Consider the following 15886-nt stretch of genomic DNA (forward strand, 5'->3'; position numbering starts at 1 on the left):
CCGGAAACACCGGAGCCCGCCCCCACCCGGGGGCGGGCTCCGCCCGTTGTGTCGGCTCAGCCCCGGCGGGCGGTCTCGACCAGGAAGGGCGTGCCCTGCTGGCAGGTGGTGAGCAGGTCGCGCTGGACCCGGCCCGTCACCGTGACCTTCGTGCCCGGCTTCAGCAGGTCACGCGGGCCGCCGACCAGCAGGTAGTTGTCGAGCAGCAGGCAGTTGGGCTCCACCCCGGAGGTGACGGTCCCGGTCAGGGTGGTGCCGCCGGTCGGCGGCTTCGTCGGCGCGTTGCTGGGCCTCGGGGGCGGGGGCAGGGCCGGCCCCGTCGGGTCCACCGGGTCGCCGGGGGTCGGGGTCATTCCGGGGGTGCCCGGATCCGGGCTGGGCGGGCTGGTCACCGGCTGCGCTCCCGTCGGGGTCGGGGTGGGGGTGTCGCCGGCACCGTCCTGGCCGCCGCAGGCGCTCAGCGCCACGCAGACGGCCAGCGCGGAGACGGCGAGCCGAAGAGTCCTCATACCCTTGTCTGACGCAGCGGGACCGCGAGCCGTTCCCGCCCGGTCAGCCACGGGCCGCGGCGGCGGCCTTCATGTCCCGCTTCAGCTCCTGCGGCAGCGAGAAGGTCAGCCGCTCGTTGGCGGTCACCACCTCGTCGACGTCGGTGAAGCCGCGTGCCGCGAGGTGGGCGAGCACCTCCTGGACCAGCTCGTCGGGGACGCTGGCGCCCGAGGTCAGGCCGACCGTACGCGCCCCCTCCAGCCACGCGTCGTCGATCTCGTGCGCGAAGTCGACGAGGTGACCAGCGCGCGCGCCGGCGTCCAGGGCGACCTCGACCAGGCGTACGGAGTTGGAGGAGTTGGTCGAGCCCACGACGATCATCACGTCGCACTCGGGCGCGATCTCCTTGACCACGTGCTGCCGGTTGGAGGTGGCGTAGCAGATGTCGTCGCTGGGCGGTGACTGGAGCATCGGCAGCCGCTTCTTGAGCCGGGCCACCGTCTCCAGCGTCTCGTCGACCGAGAGGGTGGTCTGGGAGAGCCAGACGACCTTGTTCGGGTCGCGGACGGTGATCGTGTCGGCGTCCTCCGGGCCGTCCACGAGCTGGATGTGCTCGGGTGCCTCGCCGGAGGTGCCGATGACCTCCTCGTGCCCCTCGTGGCCGATCAGCAGGATGTCGTAGTCCTCGGCGGCGAACCGCTTCGCCTCCTGGTGCACCTTCGTGACCAGCGGGCAGGTCGCGTCGATGGCCCGCAGCGAGCGGCTGCGGGCCTGCTCGTAGACCTCGGGGGCCACCCCGTGCGCGGAGAAGATGACGGTGGCGCCCTCGGGCACCTCCTCGTTCTCCTCCACGAAGATCGCGCCCTGGGCCTCCAGGGTCTGCACGACGTGCTTGTTGTGCACGATCTGCTTGCGTACGTAGATCGGGGCGCCGTAGAGCTTGAGTGCCTCCTCCACGGTCTGCACCGCGCGGTCCACGCCCGCGCAGTAGCCGCGGGGCTTGGCCAGGATCACGCGCTTGCCGGTCCGGGACGTCACTTCAGCCTCAGTCACCCACCCATCGTACGTGTCGCCCCGTGGGGCGACGCGGGCCGCGACCGCCGCCACCACGGCCCGCACCCGGCCGGGTGGGCGCACCTGGCGCGACGCCCGCCCCGCCGGGGCCGGCTCCGGGGTGCCGCCCGTCGAGCCGCGCGGGAGTGTCCGGGGCGGGCCGTAGGGTGGGGCGGGTGAGCACAGGTGAGGTGGGGCGGAGCACGTCCGAGGAGCCGTGGCCGGTCCGGGTGGTCAGCCAGAAGGTCGGCGCCTGGATCGCCCGGCTGGGCTGGGTGTGGGTGGACGGGCAGGTGGCGCAGATCAGCCGCCGGCCGGGCGCCAGCACCGTCTTCCTCACCCTGCGGGACCCGTCGGCCGACCTGAGCCTGACGGTCACCACCAACCGCGACGTCCTGGACGTCGGCGCGCCGGAGCTGCGCGAGGGTGCCCGGGTGGTGCTGCACGCCAAGCCGGAGTTCTACGCCGCCCGGGGCACGCTGAGCCTGCGCGCCGACGAGATCCGGCAGGTCGGCCTCGGCGAGCTGCTGGCGCGGCTGGAGAAGCTCAAGAAGCTGCTCGCGGCCGAGGGGCTGTTCGACCGGGCGCGCAAGCGCCGGCCCCCGTTCCTGCCCAACCGGGTCGGGCTGATCACCGGCCGCGCCTCCGCCGCCGAGCGCGACGTGCTGACCAACGCCCGCCGGCGCTGGCCGGCGGTGGAGTTCCGCACGGTCAACGTGGCCGTGCAGGGGCCGAGCGCGGTTCCCCAGATCGTCGACGCGCTCAAGGTGCTGGACGCCGACCCGACCGTCGACGTGATCGTCATCGCCCGGGGCGGCGGCGGCATCGAGGACCTGCTCCCCTTCTCCGACGAGGCGCTCTGCCGGGCCGTCTTCGCCTGCCGCACGCCGGTGGTGAGCGCGATCGGCCACGAGACCGACGCGCCGCTGGTCGACTACGTCGCCGACGTACGGGCCTCGACCCCGACCGACGCGGCCAAGCGCGTGGTGCCCGACCTCACCGAGGAGGTACGCGTCATCCGCCAGGCCCGCCACCGCCTCGAACGCGCGGTGCGAAACCTGGTGGACCGCGAGTCGCACCGGCTCGACGGGCTGCGTTCCCGGCCGGTGCTGGCCCGCCCGCAGGTGATGGTCGACCAGCGGTTCGTCGACCTCAACGGGCTGCGCCAGCGGGCCGGCCGCTGCCTCGACCACCGGCTCGCCGCCGCCGACGACGACCTGCGGCACACCCTGGCCCGGCTGCGCGCCCTCTCCCCCGCCGCCACCCTCGACCGGGGCTACGCGATCGTCCAGCGCGCCGACGGGCACGTCGTACGCGCCGCGTCGGAGGTCGGCAAGGGCGACCCGCTCCGGGTACGCCTCGCCGACGGCGAGCTGGCCGCGACGGTCGACGGCTGAACGACGACGGGATCACGATGTGGTGGGATGGCAGCGATGACTGACGAGAAGAAGGACGAACCGCTCAGCTACGAGCAGGCCCGCGCCGAACTGGCGTCGGTGGTCGAGCGGCTGGAGACCGGCGGCACCACGCTGGAGGAGTCACTGGCGCTCTGGGAGCGCGGTGAGAAGCTCGCCGACACCTGCCAGCGCTGGCTCGACGGCGCCCGCGCCCGGATCGACGCCGCCCGCCAGGACCCCACCCCCTGACCGCCGCGCCCGGGCTCGCCGGGCTTGCCGACGATCATGGAGTTGTGGTGGGCGGTACAGGGCGTTCTGCACCTTGTGTCACCCACCACAACTGCACGATCGACGCGGGCGGAAGCTGCGACGCGGCCGGGGTCAGTTGAAGAGGTTGTAGAGCTCGGTGGGGGCCTCGACCACCTGGTCCGCCGGGGGCTTCTGGGCGGCGGTGGCGTTGCCGTAGTCCGAGTACGTGATCCGGATGTCCTGCGCCTTGCTCTGGCCGGCGGCCGGGATCTGGATGACCATCTCGCTGAGCCGGCCCTGCGGGTCGAGCTTGGCGGTGAACGGCACCGACTTCGCCTGCGCACCGAGCGCCGTGATCACCGTCGGGTCCACCGAGCCGGCCTCCGCCGCCTTCGAGACGTCGATGGTGCCGGCGTACGCGCCGTCGCCGGTCTGGCGTACCTCCGTGATGCCCTGCGTCAGCACCTCGCTGCCGGCGGGGTCGACCTTGTCGAAGTCGAAGCCGAGGTTGCGGTTGCCCTTGATCCGGGTCTGGTCCAGGTGCTGGTACTTGCCGAGGTTCAGCTTCTGCACCCCCGGCACGCTGCTGGCGGTCGTGCCGCCGAGCTCGACCTTCACCCAGCTGTCCGGCTTGTAGTGGACGAGGTCGAGCTTCATGAACAGGTCGTCGGTCGGCTTGCCGATCGTCACCCGCATCTCGGCGCTCTGGGTGGGCTCGTGCACCCGACCCTCGGCCGTCGAGCCGACGCCGGACATGGTGAACCGGAAGTTGCCGTTGCTGATCTCGCGGGTGGAGGCGAGCAGCGCCTGCTTGGCGTCTCCGGACCCCGGGGCCGCGCTGCCGGAGGCAGGGGCCCCGCTGCCGGAGGCGGCGGGCGCGCCGGACGTCGAGACGGACGGGGAGGCGGACGAGCCCGCCGTCGGGGTCCCGGAGGCGTTGCAGGCGGCCAGGCCGGGAGTGAAGAGGGCGGCGGCCACCAGGCCGGCGCTCAGGCGTCGAACAGTCATACGTGTCTCCCACGTGGGTCACCCGACGCACCTGGCGGCGGCCGGAAACCGGGCGACGCACCACGTCGGCTGCGCCGCGCGAACCCCGCCGGGCCGGCTGCCGGAGGCGACCCGGCCCGGGTTCGCCCCACTCCTGTTCCCTGTCGCCGCGTCGCACAATCACCGCGATGTCCGGTTGCCCCGGTCGGGTGACCCCGGAACGCGGAAACGGGGCGGCCGAGGCCGCCCCGTTCCGTGTGCCGGTGCTACTTCTTGAACATCTCGTACGTCTCGGGGGACGCCTCGACCACCTTGTCGGCCGCCGGCTTCTGGGCGGCGGTGGCGTTGCCGTAGTCCGCGTACGTGACCTTGATGTCGTGCGCCTTGGTCTCGCCGGCGCTCGGCACGGAGATGACCAGCTCGGTGAGCCGGCCCTCGGCGTCCACCTTGGCGGTGAAGGGCAGCGCCTTGGCCTGCGCGCCCAGGGCCTTGACCGTGTCGGCGTCCACGGCGGAGGACTCGGTCGCGGCGGACGCGTCGAGCTTGCCGGCGTAGCTGCCCTCGGCGGTCTTCTCCACCTCGGTGATGCCCTTGGTCAGCATCGCGCTGCCGGCCGGGTCGGCCTGCTCCATGTAGCGGCTGAGCTCACCGGCGTCCTTGACCTTGGACTGGTCGAGGTGCTGGTACTTGCCCTTCATCTTCTCCGCGCCCGGGATCATGGCACCCAGCTCGCCGAGGTCCAGCTTCACCCAGCTGTCCGGCTGGATGAAGATCAGTTCCATGCCCATCGACGAGCCGGAGCCGTCGTCGAACTTCATGCTGAACTGGGCGCTGTTGCTGGGCTTGTGCACCAGGCCCTTGCCGCTGAGCCCGTCACCGGCCAGGGTGAAGGTGAAGTTGCCCTTCTCGAGCTCCTTCGTGGAGGCGATGAGCGCCTCCTTCGGGTCGGCGGGCACGGCCGACGCTGCCGAGCCCGCACCGGCCGGCGCGGGATCGTCCGACTTGCAGGCCGCGAGGCCGGGAACGAGCAGGGTGGCGGCGAGCACGCCGACGCTCCACCGTCGAATGTTCACAGTTGTCTCTCTTCGGGAAACGGAAAGCACCCGGCAGGCCTCAGCCGCCGGGCAGTGAGCCGGGGCAGCGTAGCCGATCCGACCGACACCTGGGGGGGCGGTTTCCCGGGGCGGGCTACCGGATCGCGGTGGCCAGGTGCCGCAGCTCGTTGTCCCGGGCGTCGCCGACCACGATCACCGTCCGGTTCGGTTCGAGCAGGACCAGCGCCTGCTCGTTGCCGCGGGCGGTGTACCGCTGCCAGGTGCGTCCGCCCAGGTCGGTCTGACCCTGCGGTTGCCCCTCGGCGGTCAGTTCGGTCGGCAGCAGCCGCTCCGGCGGGACGCTGCTCTGCACCAGCTGGGCGCCCCGCCCCTCCGGGGTGAGGTAGCCGAGGCGGAGGCTCGATCCGCCCTCGACAATCTGGAAGTTCGCGCTGACCGTGCGCCACCCGTCGTCCAGCTCCGCCGGCTCGCTGACCGGGAAGGCGTTGGCGGCCCGCGCCGACTCGATGGCGGGCGCCGGGTCGACGGTCGTCGGCTGCTCGCCGCCGAGGAACCCCCGGTAGAAGGCGATCAGCAGGGCGATCGGGATCAGCAGCACGAGCAGCGAGATCGCCATGTCCTTCGGCGAGCGTTCCGACTTGCGGGTGTCGATCGCCGGCGGCGGCGCGGGCCGCTCGCCCGTCTCCGCCACGCCGTCGGGCGGGGGCGCCCCCGCCGCGCCGGCGGGCTCGACCAGCGCCGGTTCCCCCTCGGGTACGGCGGCGGCCCGGCTCGGGGCGACCGGCGGCTGACCGTCCGGCGGCGTCGGGTCGGCGGGTACGCGATCGGCAGGCTGTGCGGCTTCCACCCTGCCATCTTCGCAGCCGCCCGACCGGCCGTATCCGGGCCATCACCGCCCCGATCCCGCACCGGGTGAGCCATCGTGTGAGGATCAGCGACAAAGCCGGCAGCGGCGACGCCGCACCCTGCCGCCCCGCAACGTCGCGAGGAGGAGCCGTCATGACGAACACCAGGACCCGGATCCCACAGGATCTCGACCGCAACCTCGCCCTCGACCTGGTCCGGGTCACCGAGGCCGCGGCGATGGCCGCCGGTCGCTGGGTCGGCCGGGGCGACAAGGAGGGCGGCGACGGGGCCGCCGTCGACGCGATGCGCAAGCTGATCAACTCGATCCCCATGCGGGGCGTCGTGGTGATCGGCGAGGGCGAGAAGGACAACGCCCCGATGCTCTTCAACGGTGAGCACGTCGGCGACGGCAGCGGCCCGGAGGTGGACGTCGCGGTCGACCCCGTCGACGGCACCACGCTGATGAGCAAGGGCATGCCGAACGCGGTGGCGGTGCTCGCCGTGTCCGAGCGGGGCGCCATGTTCGATCCGAGCGCGGTCTTCTACATGGAGAAGCTCGCCGTCGGACCGGCGTACGCCGACGTGGTGGACATCAACGCCGGGGTGGCCGAGAACCTGCGCCGGATCGCCAAGGTCAAGGGCACCGACGTCTCCGAGGTCACGGTCTGTGTGCTGGACCGCAGCCGCCACGACGACCTGGTCACGCAGATCCGCCGGGCCGGGGCGGGCATCCGCTTCATCTCGGACGGGGACATCGCCGGTTCCATCGCGGCGGCCCGGGGCGAGTCGGACGTCGACGTGCTGATGGGCATCGGCGGCACCCCCGAGGGCATCATCTCCGCCTGCGCCCTGAAGTGCATGGGCGGGGCGATGCAGGCCAAGCTCTGGCCGCGCGACGCCGAGGAGCGGGAGAAGGCACTCGCGGCCGGGCACGACCTGGACCGGGTGCTCAGCACGGACGACCTCGTGACCGGGGACAACTGCTTCTTCGTGGCCACCGGCGTCACCTCCGGCGACCTGCTGCGTGGCGTCCGCTACCGGGCCGGCGGCGCGTACACGCAGTCGATCGTCATGCGCTCGAAGAGCGGCACGATCCGGGTCATCGACTCGTACCACCGGCTGGAGAAGCTCGCGCTCTACTCGGCGGTCGACTTCGACGGCCGCCCGCTGGCCGAGCAGGAGTGAGCGTCACCGGGACGCTGGCCCCGCCGGCTCCGTCGGCGGCCCGCCGGATCACCGGCGTGGGCCTCGCGACCGCCTCCGGGCTGGCCGTGGCCGTGCAGTCCCGGATCAACGGCGAGTTGGGCGTACGCCTGGCCGACGGGATCGCCGCCGCGGTCGTCTCGTTCGGGCTGGGCCTGTTGGTGCTGCTGGTGCTGGTCCCCGCCACCCCGGGTGGGCGGCGGGGGCTGGTCGCCCTGCGCGACGCGCTCACCGACGGCACGCTACGGCCGTGGCAGTGTCTCGGCGGGGTGTGCGGGGCGTTCCTGGTCGCCGCACAGGGGCTGACGATCGGCGCCCTCGGCGTGGCGGTCTTCACGGTCGCGGTGGTGGCCGGCCAGTCCGGCAGCAGCCTGGCCGTCGACCGGGCGGGCGTCGGCCCGAGCGGCCCCCAGCCGGTCACCGGCCAGCGGCTGGCCGGCGCGGCGCTGACCGTGGTCGCGGTCCTGCTGGCCGTCGGCGACCGGCTCGGCGATCCCGCCACCCTCGGGCTGGCCCTGCTGCCGCTACTCGCCGGCGTGGGCATCGCCTGGCAGCAGGCCGTCAACGGCCGGGTACGGATGGCCTCCGGCAGCGCGCTGACCGCGACGCTGGTCAACTTCTCCGTCGGCACGGTGGCCCTGCTGGTCACCTTCGCCGTCGACGTCGCGGTACGGGGCTGGCCGGCGGGCGGTGCGCCGGCCGAGCCGTGGCTCTACCTGGGCGGGCCCATCGGGATCGTGTTCATCGCGATCGCCGCGGCGATCGTCCGGTTCACCGGCGTGCTGCTGCTCGGCCTGGCGACCATCGCCGGGCAGATCGTCGGCGCCGTACTCCTGGACGTGCTGCTGCCCACGGCGGCCTCCCGGCCGAGCGCCGTCACCCTGCTCGGCGCGGCGCTGACCCTGGTCGCCGTCGGGGTCGCCGCCCTCGCACCGGTCGTGCCCCGCCCGTCGCGCTGACCGGCCCGCCGCCGGCCGGGCTGCCGGGCCCCCGGCGGGAGGCGCACCGCGGCCGCCGGTGCGTCAGGTGCCGTCGGACGAGTGCCCGGGGAACAGGTGCGCGCTCGGGTCGATGGCCACCGCCGCGTTGTTGACCGCCGTGGCGGCCTCGCCGAAGCCGGTCGCGATCAGCCGCACCTTGCCCGGGTACTCCGTGATGTCGCCCGCCGCGAAGACGCGGGGCAGGTTCGTCGCCATCGCGCTGTCGACCACGATGTGCCGGCGGTCCAGCCGCAGGCCCCACTCGGCCAGCGGGCCGAGGTCGGCGGTGAAGCCGAGGGCGGCCACCACCGTGTCGACGGGCAGCAGCTCCGCCGCGCCGCCGCGTACGGTGATCTCGGCGCCGGTGACCGCGCCGTCGCCGTGCAGGCCGGTCACCTCGGCGTTGACGATCACGCGGACCGGCAGGCCCAGCACCCGGGCGACGGTGGCCGCGTGCGCCCGGAACTTCTCCCGCCGGTGCACCACCGTCACCGAGCGGGCCAGCGGCTGGAGCGTCGACGCCCAGTCGAACGCGGAGTCGCCGCCGCCGACGATCAGCACGTCCCGGCCGGTCAGCTCCGTCGGTCGCGGTACGAAGTAGACGATCCCGGTGCCGGCGAAGTGCTCGGCCACGGGCAGCGGGCGGGGCGTGAAGCTGCCCAGCCCGCCGGTGACGATCACCGCACCGCACCGCAGCTGCCCGCCGTCGGCGAGGCCGAGCACCGGCTTGCCGTCGGCGTACGAGAGCTTCTCGGCGCGGTTGCCGAGCAGGTAGCAGGGGTCGAAGGGGGCGGCCTGGGCCACGAGGTTGGCCACCAGGTCCCGGCCCTTGACGGCCGGAAGGCCGGCCACGTCGTGGATGAGCTTCTCCGGGTACATGGCGGTGATCTGGCCGCCCGGCTCGGGCAGCGCGTCGACGACCGCGACGGAGAGCCCCCGGAATCCGGCGTAGTACGCCGCGAACAGTCCGGCGGGGCCGGCCCCGATCACCGCGACATCGACCTCGCGCATGGGCGTACCGTCGCTTTCCGCTCACGGATCAACGCGTGCTGATCCCGACGGTAGGGCCGGCGGTGCGCTTCGGGCAAGCATGTCCCGTGCTCGGCTGGTGCCGGCGCGTCGGCGGTGCTCGCGGCGCGGCCCGGCCAGCTCGGCCAAGCTCAGGGCATGGTGAGCGTGGACTCCGAGCGGTAGGGGCCGCCCAGGTCCCGGCGGCGCCGGAAGATGATCGCCGCCACGACCCCGCCGAGCAGCCCGAACAGGTGCCCCTGCCAGGAGATCCGCTCGTCGGTGGGGAGGATGCCGACGAGTTGCCAGCCGTAGAGCAGGCCGACCAGCAGGAAGACCGCGAAGTTCCACCAGCTCCGCTCGACGATGCCCCGGGTGAGCAGGATGCCCAGGTAGCCGAAGATGACGCCGCTCGCCCCGACCACGACGGAGGTCGACGAGCCGGTGAACCACACCCCCAGCCCGCTGACCAGGATGATGACGAGCGTCGACCAGAGGAAGCGGCGGGCGCCGGCGGCCAGGACGAAGGTGCCGAGCAGGATCAGCGGGATGCTGTTGCTGTAGAGGTGGTCGAAGCCGTGGTGCAGGAACGGCGAGAAGAAGACCCCGTCGAGCCCGTCGATGCGCTTCGGGATGATGCCGGCGGTGGTGTCGAAGCCGGCCGCGAGCCCCTGGTCGAGGGCCTCGATGAGGAACAGGAACGGCACCACCGCGCACATGGCGACGAAGGCCCGGCCGAGCGCGGCGTAGAACGCCTCGGTGCCGAACCGGTTCGGGTCGCCGCTTGGCGGGTGCAGGGTCACCCGTCAAGAGCTATCAGGTGAGGGGCGCAGCCGCCACTTCTGCGGGCGATCCGAACGACGAGGGCGGGGTGTGTGGACGCCCACACACCCCGCCCTCGAAGGATCGGTCAGTACCAGCCCACGTCCTGGGAGTGCGCCCAGGCCTTGCAGGGCGAACCGTAGCGGCCCTCGATGTAGCCGAGGCCCCACTTGATCTGGGTCGTGGGGTTGGTCTGCCAGTCGTCGGCGACGGAGCCCATCTTGCTGCCGGGCAGCGCCTGCGGGATGCCGTACGCCCCGGACGAGGGGTTGCGGGCCTTGTGGTTCCAGCCGCTCTCCTTGTCCCAGAGCTTGTTGAGGCAGGGGAACTGGTCCATCCCGAAGCCCGCCTTGACCATCAGCGCGCAGCCGACCTCGCGGTTGCCGCTGAACTCGGCGCAGGACGCCGGGATCGGCCCGTCGTACGGCTTGCTCTCGGCGGCCTTCTCGGCTGCGGCCTTGGCGGCCGCCTCGCGCGCCTTCTTGCGCGACGCGGCGGCGGCCTCGGCCTCGCGGGCGCGCTTGGCGGCCTCCTTGGCCGCCGCGGCGGCGCGCAGCTTCGCCTGGTACTCGGCGGCCCGCTGCTTCGCGGACTGCACCTGGTGGCTGGCCTGCCGCTCGTGCTGGTACTCGAACTCGGCCTGCTCGACAGTGGCGCTGACCTGCGCGGTCAGGCCCTGCTGCTGGGTCTGTCGGTCTTCGCCCAGGTAGACACCGCCAGCGACGCCCACGGAGAGCAGCGCGACAGCGGCCGTACGGGCGCCGAACCGGCTCCACAGCCGACTCACGAAGTGGTCCCTTCGTCGGGTTCAAGGACACGGCGCGGGGCGGCACCCCGGGTGGGATGCGTCCGCGTCGCGAGCGCCCCGACCCGGTGTCGGTCGCAGCCGACGTACCCGGTGGATGCTGGCGTGTCCTGTGACGAACGATCACCAACGATCTTCTCGGTACGTGGGCGCTCGTGGGACACCATCGCGCACAGTGGGACTGTTGGGAAACCACGAGCCTGAATTGTGATCTGCGCCACAATGAGAATGCGGACAAACTCCTACATAACGGCCGTCATTGCGGGATGTCCTCCAGCAGATCCGTCACCATTGCGGCGATCGGTGAACGCTCCGAGCGGCTGAGGGTGACGTGGGCGAAGAGCGGATGGCCCTTGAGCGCCTCGATCACCGCGGTCACCCCGTCGTGCCGCCCGACGCGCAGATTGTCCCGCTGGGCGACGTCGTGGGTGAGCACCACGCGGGAGCCCTGGCCGATGCGGGAGAGCACCGTGAGCAGCACGCCCCGCTCCAGCGACTGCGCCTCGTCCACGATCACGAACGCGTCGTGCAGGCTGCGGCCCCGGATGTGCGTCAGCGGCAGCACCTCCAGCAGACCCCGCGAGGTGACCTCCTCCAGCACGTTCTCGTGCACCACCGCGCCCAGGGTGTCGAAGACCGCCTGTGCCCAGGGCGACATCTTCTCCGACTCCGAACCGGGCAGATAGCCCAGCTCCTGGCCGCCGACGGCGTAGAGCGGGCGGAAGACGACCACCTTCTTGTGCCGGCGGCGTTCCATCACCGCCTCCAGCCCGGCGCAGAGCGCCAGCGCCGACTTGCCGGTGCCGGCCCGCCCGCCCAGCGAGACGATGCCGACCGACTCGTCCAGCAGCAGGTCCAGCGCGATCCGCTGCTCGGCCGAGCGGCCGTGCAGCCCGAACGCCTCCCGGTCGCCACGGACCAGCCGTACGGTCTTGTCGGGCAGCACCCGGCCGAGCGCCGAGCCCCGGCCCGAGTGCAGCACCAGACCCGTGTGGCACGGCAGCCCGGCGGCGGCGTCCAGGTCGAGCGTCTCGCCCGCGTAGAGCCGGCCGATCTGCTCCTCGGCGAGCTCCAGTTCGGCCATCCCCGTCCAGGTCGGGTCGCTGGCCTGGCCGTGCCGGTACTCGTCCGCCCGCAGGCCCACCGAGGCGGCCTTGACCCGCAGTGGCATGTCCTTGCTGACCAGGGTCACCTCCCGCCCCTCGGCGGCGAGGTTGAGCGCGACGGAGAGGATCCGGGCGTCGTTGGAGTCGGTACGGAACCCCGGCGGGAGGACCCCGTCGTCGGAGTGGTTGAGCTCCACCCGCAGGGTGCCGCCGGAGTCGTTCGCGGGCACCGGGCGGTCCAGCCGCCCGTGCCGGACCCGCAGCTCGTCCAGCATGCGCAGGGACTGCCGGGCGAACCAGCCCAGCTCCGGGTGGTGTCGCTTGCCCTCCAGCTCGGAGATGACCACGAGGGGCAGGACCACCTCGTGCTCGGCGAAACGGTGGAAGGCCGCCGGGTCGGACAGGAGCACCGAGGTGTCCAGGACGAACGCCTGGCCTGCTGGTCGGGGCTCCTCGTTGCCGACCGGAGCGGCGGACGCGCTGCGGCGGCTCCGGGTGGCGCGGCGGGTCGTGGCAGTCGCGGCCGGGGTCTGGTCGGTCCCGGCGGGCGTACGGCGAGTCGTCACAGGCCTGCTCCGACGGATGGGCATCCGCCACCCGCGTTCCGCCTCCTCCGGTGCCCGGGGACACGGGGTCGGATGCGGAACCCCGTGCGCGAGGTCGCAGATCCGGGCGGACCGGCTGGCCCGGGAGAACCCCGCGCCATGCCTAGACGCTAGCGGCGTCGGACCCCGTGGGCTAGAGGGCGACGGTGGATCTGCGGGGACCGGCGGGTGAACTCGGCCGGCGGCGGAACCGGCCGGGATGCATGCCCCCTGCGCGCATCCCGGCCGGTGGGACCACCGTCACCGGTCTGACGTGGCCCCGACGGTGCGTGTCCGCCGCGGACGACGCACCGTGCCGTTACGGTCGACGGGGCCTCGGGCTCCCCGTCGACCGGGCTCAACCGGTCCGCCGGACCAGGGTGCCGGTCGGGTGCCGCCCGGTGACCGGGGCGACCGGCGCCGAGAACGACGAGCCGGTGTACGTGGTGCCGGGCCGGACCACCGTGCCGGCGACCCGGGCGGCGGTGACGGGCGACGGGCCGGCCAGGGCCGACGCGATGGCGGCCTGGGCGTCGCGGCGACGCCGGTTCCACGCCCCCCGGTCGCCGTCGAAGTAGCCCTGCCGGTAGCCGAACCGGTAGCCGATCCGGTAGCTGAGCTGACCGTGCAGCCGCCCGGCCGCGTAGCTCGTGGCACCGAGGACGAGCACGAGGAAGACGGCGAGGAAGGGGCTCATCCGGCGGCTCCCGTGCGCCGCGGGTCCCGGGTCATCGCTCCTCCGGCTCGGTCGGCGTCGGCTCGGCGACGAGGAGGCGGTCCAGGTCGTCGGTGCTGACCTCCTCGACCAGCTCGACGCTGATCCGGCAGCCGTCCAGGACGACCTCGGCCACCGAGGAGCGACGGATCTCCCCGCCGGCGTCGTACACCCGGACGCTGACCTCGGGGCAGCCGAGGTGGGTACGCCAGGAGTCCCACTCGGTGCGGTCGCCGACGCTGAGTGACAGGTAACGGCAACCTCTGGCGAGGTAGAGCCGCCATGGCGCGCTCAGGCCCGTGGCCACCCCCTCCGCGATCAGGCCGAAGGCCTGGGCCCGGGTGGCTAGCTCGGTCACCACGCCCCCCTCGCGCCGGGGGCGTGACACATGTGAGCACCGATCGTCTCATGCACGTGACACACCGTAGATTGTCCCATGGACGTGACAGTATCAGCTTTTCGTCCGTTTACGACGGCCTCTACGGGCTTCTATTCTGCCCAGGTGACACCCCTCAGGAGCGGTGCCGGATCGTTTACCGGCGCGTCGACGACTACGTCACGTCCGCGTGACAACAGCGTGCCAGGACACGCACCGGTGGCCGGATGGTCGTACCGTCACCGAGTGACCGAGACGGCCAACGCACGGAAGATCGCCTTCGCCACCTTCGTCCGGCGGGCGCTCGACGAGGCCCGGGCCACCCGGGCGTGGAGCGGCACCGAGGTGTCCCGTCGCACCGGCGTCTCCCGGCAGACCATCAACCGCTGGGTCCGGGGCGACTGGGCGAGCGACCCGGAGGCGGAGCGCGTGGTCGCGTTCTGCGAGGGTCTCGGGCTCAGCCCCGCGACCGCTTTCGCGGCACTGGGCTGGGAACGGACGTCCGCCCCCCGCAGCACGCCGACCCCGCCGCCGATGGACCCGGACGTGGAGGCGCTGCTGCGTCGGCTCGTGGACCCAGACGTCTCCGACGCGGAGAAGTTCCACATCCGGGAAACCATCAGATACCTCGCGTATCGGCCCACCCTCCCGGTCGATGTCCGAAAACGAGGGAAACAGGCCGGCTAGTTCCTCAGATGGCGAAAGAACGGCAGGTCAGACTCATTCGTTTCGCTCCGGGGCCGGAACGGGCGCGCTAGCGTCCGTATTCGTACTGCTTGGGCTCGTCGTCGGCGGGGGGACGGGACAAGGCCGAACCCAGCCCTGCGGGACAGAAGGAGGGGTCTGTCCATGACCCTGAAGTGGATGGCAGTCGTGATCGCCACCGTGTCGCTGACACTGGGCGTGACCGGAAACGTGGTGACCCTGGCGGTCAACGGCGGGCAGCTTCCCCTGCTCGTCAACCTCCTCGCGCTCACCTCCGCCAGCACCGCGGTGATCCTGGCGGTGGTCGCCGAGCTGCACGACCGGCTCGACAACCGGGTCAGCGCCCTGACCGACTTCCTCGTCGGCCGGCTGAAGGAGATCGAGGAGCGCACCGGCGACCGCAACAGCGGATTCGTCGAGGGCTACCTGCTCAGCCACGGCCAGGATGCCGCCGTCGTGCCGTTCGGCCGGCGGGGACGGGGAGCCGCCGAACGCTGACCGTCGGGCCCGCCGCGCACCGACCGCACCCCTCCGGGGCGCCGGCCGGCAGCCACCGCTCGGGCGGGGATTGAGCCGCCCCGCCCGGGGTACGCTGTCGCGCGTGCCGCCGTTGAATCTGGGCAACCAGCAGCCGAGGACCCCGTTGGACGCCGAGCAGGCCTGGCGGACGACCGCCGGTCGGTCGGCCGGGACCGTGCTCTTCTTCGACTTCGACGGCACCCTGGCGCCGGTCGACGACGATCCCACCGCCGTCCGCCCCGCCCCGAAGGTGCTGGCCGCGATCGAGGCGCTCGCCCCGGTGGTCCGGCGCGTGGCGATCGTCTCCGCGCGCCCGGTCGACTTCCTCCGCGACCACCTGGGCGGCCTGTCCGGCGTCGACCTCTACGGCCTCTACGGCCTGGAGCACAGCCACTCCGGCGGCGAGACCGTGACGGAGCCGGCGGCCCTGCCCTGGGTGCCCACCATGGCCGAGCTGAACGACCTGGCCCGGGCCGAGCTGCCCGAGGGCACCCTGGTGGAGTACAAGCGGCTCTCCGTGGCGCTGCACTGGCGCACCGCGCCGCAGCTCGGCGCGGACGTGGAGCGGTGGGGCCGGGCCCAGGCCGAGCGGCTCGGGCTCAAGGTCCAGGCCGGGCGCATGGTGCTGGAGCTCAAGCCGCCGGTCGACCGCGACAAGGGCATGGTGATCGACGAGATCGTCCGGGACGCCGAGGGCGCCTGGTACTTCGGCGACGACGTCTCCGACATCAAGGCGTTCGCCGCGCTGCGGGCCCGGGCCGCCGCTGATCCGCACTTCTTCGGCGTCTGCGTCGCCGTCGCCAACCCGGAGACGGGTCACGAGGTCGCGGAGGCCGCCGACCTGACCCTGGACTCCCCCGCCGCCCTCGGCGACTTCCTCACCGACGCCACCCGGCACCTCACCTGACGCGCCCGCGCCGGCCGGGGGCGGCACGCGCACCGGCCCGCCCCGGCGACCGCGCACCGGCCCGTCCCGCGACGGCGCGC

18 protein-coding genes are annotated in these 15886 nt (G+C 73.0%); 7 read left to right on the plus strand and 11 right to left on the minus strand.

The window, feature by feature from the left end; all coding sequences use genetic code 11:
- Positions 1-56: 56 nt before the first annotated feature.
- Positions 57-509 carry a hypothetical protein gene (locus AC5L34_RS09205; RefSeq protein ID WP_441174376.1) on the minus strand — a complete coding sequence of 151 codons (453 nt, stop codon included), beginning with the start codon at positions 507-509 and terminating at the stop codon, positions 57-59.
- A 43-nt stretch (positions 510-552) separates the two neighbouring features.
- Positions 553-1542 carry a 4-hydroxy-3-methylbut-2-enyl diphosphate reductase gene (locus AC5L34_RS09210; RefSeq protein ID WP_441174377.1) on the minus strand — a complete coding sequence of 330 codons (990 nt, stop codon included), beginning with the start codon at positions 1540-1542 and terminating at the stop codon, positions 553-555.
- A 230-nt stretch (positions 1543-1772) separates the two neighbouring features.
- Between AC5L34_RS09210 and xseA the strand changes: the two genes are divergently transcribed.
- Complete coding sequence (xseA, locus tag AC5L34_RS09215) at positions 1773-2939, plus strand: exodeoxyribonuclease VII large subunit (protein ID WP_441174655.1); 1167 nt, start codon at positions 1773-1775, stop codon at positions 2937-2939.
- A gap of 36 nt (positions 2940-2975) precedes the next feature.
- On the plus strand, positions 2976-3188 hold the full coding sequence (locus AC5L34_RS09220) for an exodeoxyribonuclease VII small subunit (RefSeq protein WP_089001991.1): 213 nt from the start codon (positions 2976-2978) through the stop codon (positions 3186-3188).
- Between the two features lie 132 nt (positions 3189-3320).
- Here AC5L34_RS09220 and AC5L34_RS09225 read toward each other — a convergent pair whose 3' ends face one another.
- The 3 genes from AC5L34_RS09225 to AC5L34_RS09235 all read right to left on the minus strand — a co-directional run bounded on the left by AC5L34_RS09225 (position 3321) and on the right by AC5L34_RS09235 (position 6077).
- Positions 3321-4196: a hypothetical protein gene (locus AC5L34_RS09225; RefSeq protein WP_441174378.1), complete on the minus strand. Its 876-nt coding sequence runs from the start codon at positions 4194-4196 to the stop codon at positions 3321-3323.
- Between the two features lie 245 nt (positions 4197-4441).
- Positions 4442-5248, minus strand: a complete 807-nt coding sequence (locus AC5L34_RS09230; protein WP_441174379.1) for a hypothetical protein — start codon at positions 5246-5248, stop codon at positions 4442-4444.
- A 115-nt stretch (positions 5249-5363) separates the two neighbouring features.
- Positions 5364-6077 carry a DUF4245 domain-containing protein gene (locus AC5L34_RS09235; protein ID WP_441174380.1) on the minus strand — a complete coding sequence of 238 codons (714 nt, stop codon included), beginning with the start codon at positions 6075-6077 and terminating at the stop codon, positions 5364-5366.
- 152 nt (positions 6078-6229) lie between these two features.
- On the opposite strand from AC5L34_RS09235, the gene glpX reads away from it, so the two are divergent.
- Together glpX and AC5L34_RS09245 are read left to right on the plus strand one after the other, a co-directional pair.
- Positions 6230-7261: a class II fructose-bisphosphatase gene (gene glpX, locus AC5L34_RS09240; RefSeq protein WP_089001995.1), complete on the plus strand. Its 1032-nt coding sequence runs from the start codon at positions 6230-6232 to the stop codon at positions 7259-7261.
- Positions 7258-8238 (plus strand): DMT family transporter, encoded by a 981-nt coding sequence (locus AC5L34_RS09245; protein ID WP_441174381.1) that lies wholly within the window; start codon positions 7258-7260, stop codon positions 8236-8238. The genes glpX and AC5L34_RS09245 overlap by 4 nt, the downstream gene beginning before the upstream one ends.
- 63 nt (positions 8239-8301) lie before the next feature.
- Here AC5L34_RS09245 and AC5L34_RS09250 read toward each other — a convergent pair whose 3' ends face one another.
- The 6 genes from AC5L34_RS09250 to AC5L34_RS09275 all read right to left on the minus strand — a co-directional run bounded on the left by AC5L34_RS09250 (position 8302) and on the right by AC5L34_RS09275 (position 13657).
- Entirely contained in the window at positions 8302-9270 is a 969-nt protein-coding gene (locus tag AC5L34_RS09250) for an NAD(P)/FAD-dependent oxidoreductase (RefSeq protein ID WP_441174382.1), read from the minus strand.
- 149 nt (positions 9271-9419) lie between these two features.
- Positions 9420-10070, minus strand: a complete 651-nt coding sequence (locus AC5L34_RS09255; protein WP_441174383.1) for a rhomboid family intramembrane serine protease — start codon at positions 10068-10070, stop codon at positions 9420-9422.
- A 107-nt stretch (positions 10071-10177) separates the two neighbouring features.
- Entirely contained in the window at positions 10178-10876 is a 699-nt protein-coding gene (locus AC5L34_RS09260; RefSeq protein WP_494824465.1) for an aggregation-promoting factor C-terminal-like domain-containing protein, read from the minus strand.
- A gap of 274 nt (positions 10877-11150) precedes the next feature.
- Positions 11151-12566 carry an RNA 5'-3' helicase PhoH2 gene (phoH2, locus tag AC5L34_RS09265; protein ID WP_441174384.1) on the minus strand — a complete coding sequence of 472 codons (1416 nt, stop codon included), beginning with the start codon at positions 12564-12566 and terminating at the stop codon, positions 11151-11153.
- Positions 12567-12942: 376 nt separating this feature from the next.
- Complete coding sequence (locus AC5L34_RS09270) at positions 12943-13281, minus strand: hypothetical protein (RefSeq protein WP_441174386.1); 339 nt, start codon at positions 13279-13281, stop codon at positions 12943-12945.
- Positions 13282-13312: 31 nt separating this feature from the next.
- Positions 13313-13657, minus strand: a complete 345-nt coding sequence (locus AC5L34_RS09275; protein WP_363626919.1) for a hypothetical protein — start codon at positions 13655-13657, stop codon at positions 13313-13315.
- A gap of 264 nt (positions 13658-13921) precedes the next feature.
- Here AC5L34_RS09275 and AC5L34_RS09280 point away from each other — a divergent pair, with 264 nt between their 5' ends.
- From AC5L34_RS09280 to otsB, 3 genes are all read left to right on the plus strand, one after another.
- Positions 13922-14362: a helix-turn-helix domain-containing protein gene (locus AC5L34_RS09280; protein ID WP_089002002.1), complete on the plus strand. Its 441-nt coding sequence runs from the start codon at positions 13922-13924 to the stop codon at positions 14360-14362.
- Between the two features lie 162 nt (positions 14363-14524).
- Positions 14525-14878 carry a hypothetical protein gene (locus tag AC5L34_RS09285; RefSeq protein ID WP_089002003.1) on the plus strand — a complete coding sequence of 118 codons (354 nt, stop codon included), beginning with the start codon at positions 14525-14527 and terminating at the stop codon, positions 14876-14878.
- Positions 14879-14981: 103 nt separating this feature from the next.
- Complete coding sequence (otsB, locus tag AC5L34_RS09290) at positions 14982-15806, plus strand: trehalose-phosphatase (protein ID WP_089002004.1); 825 nt, start codon at positions 14982-14984, stop codon at positions 15804-15806.
- The last annotated feature ends 80 nt before the right edge of the window (positions 15807-15886 follow it).

It is taken from the genome of Micromonospora sp. ZG13, assembly GCF_059359355.1.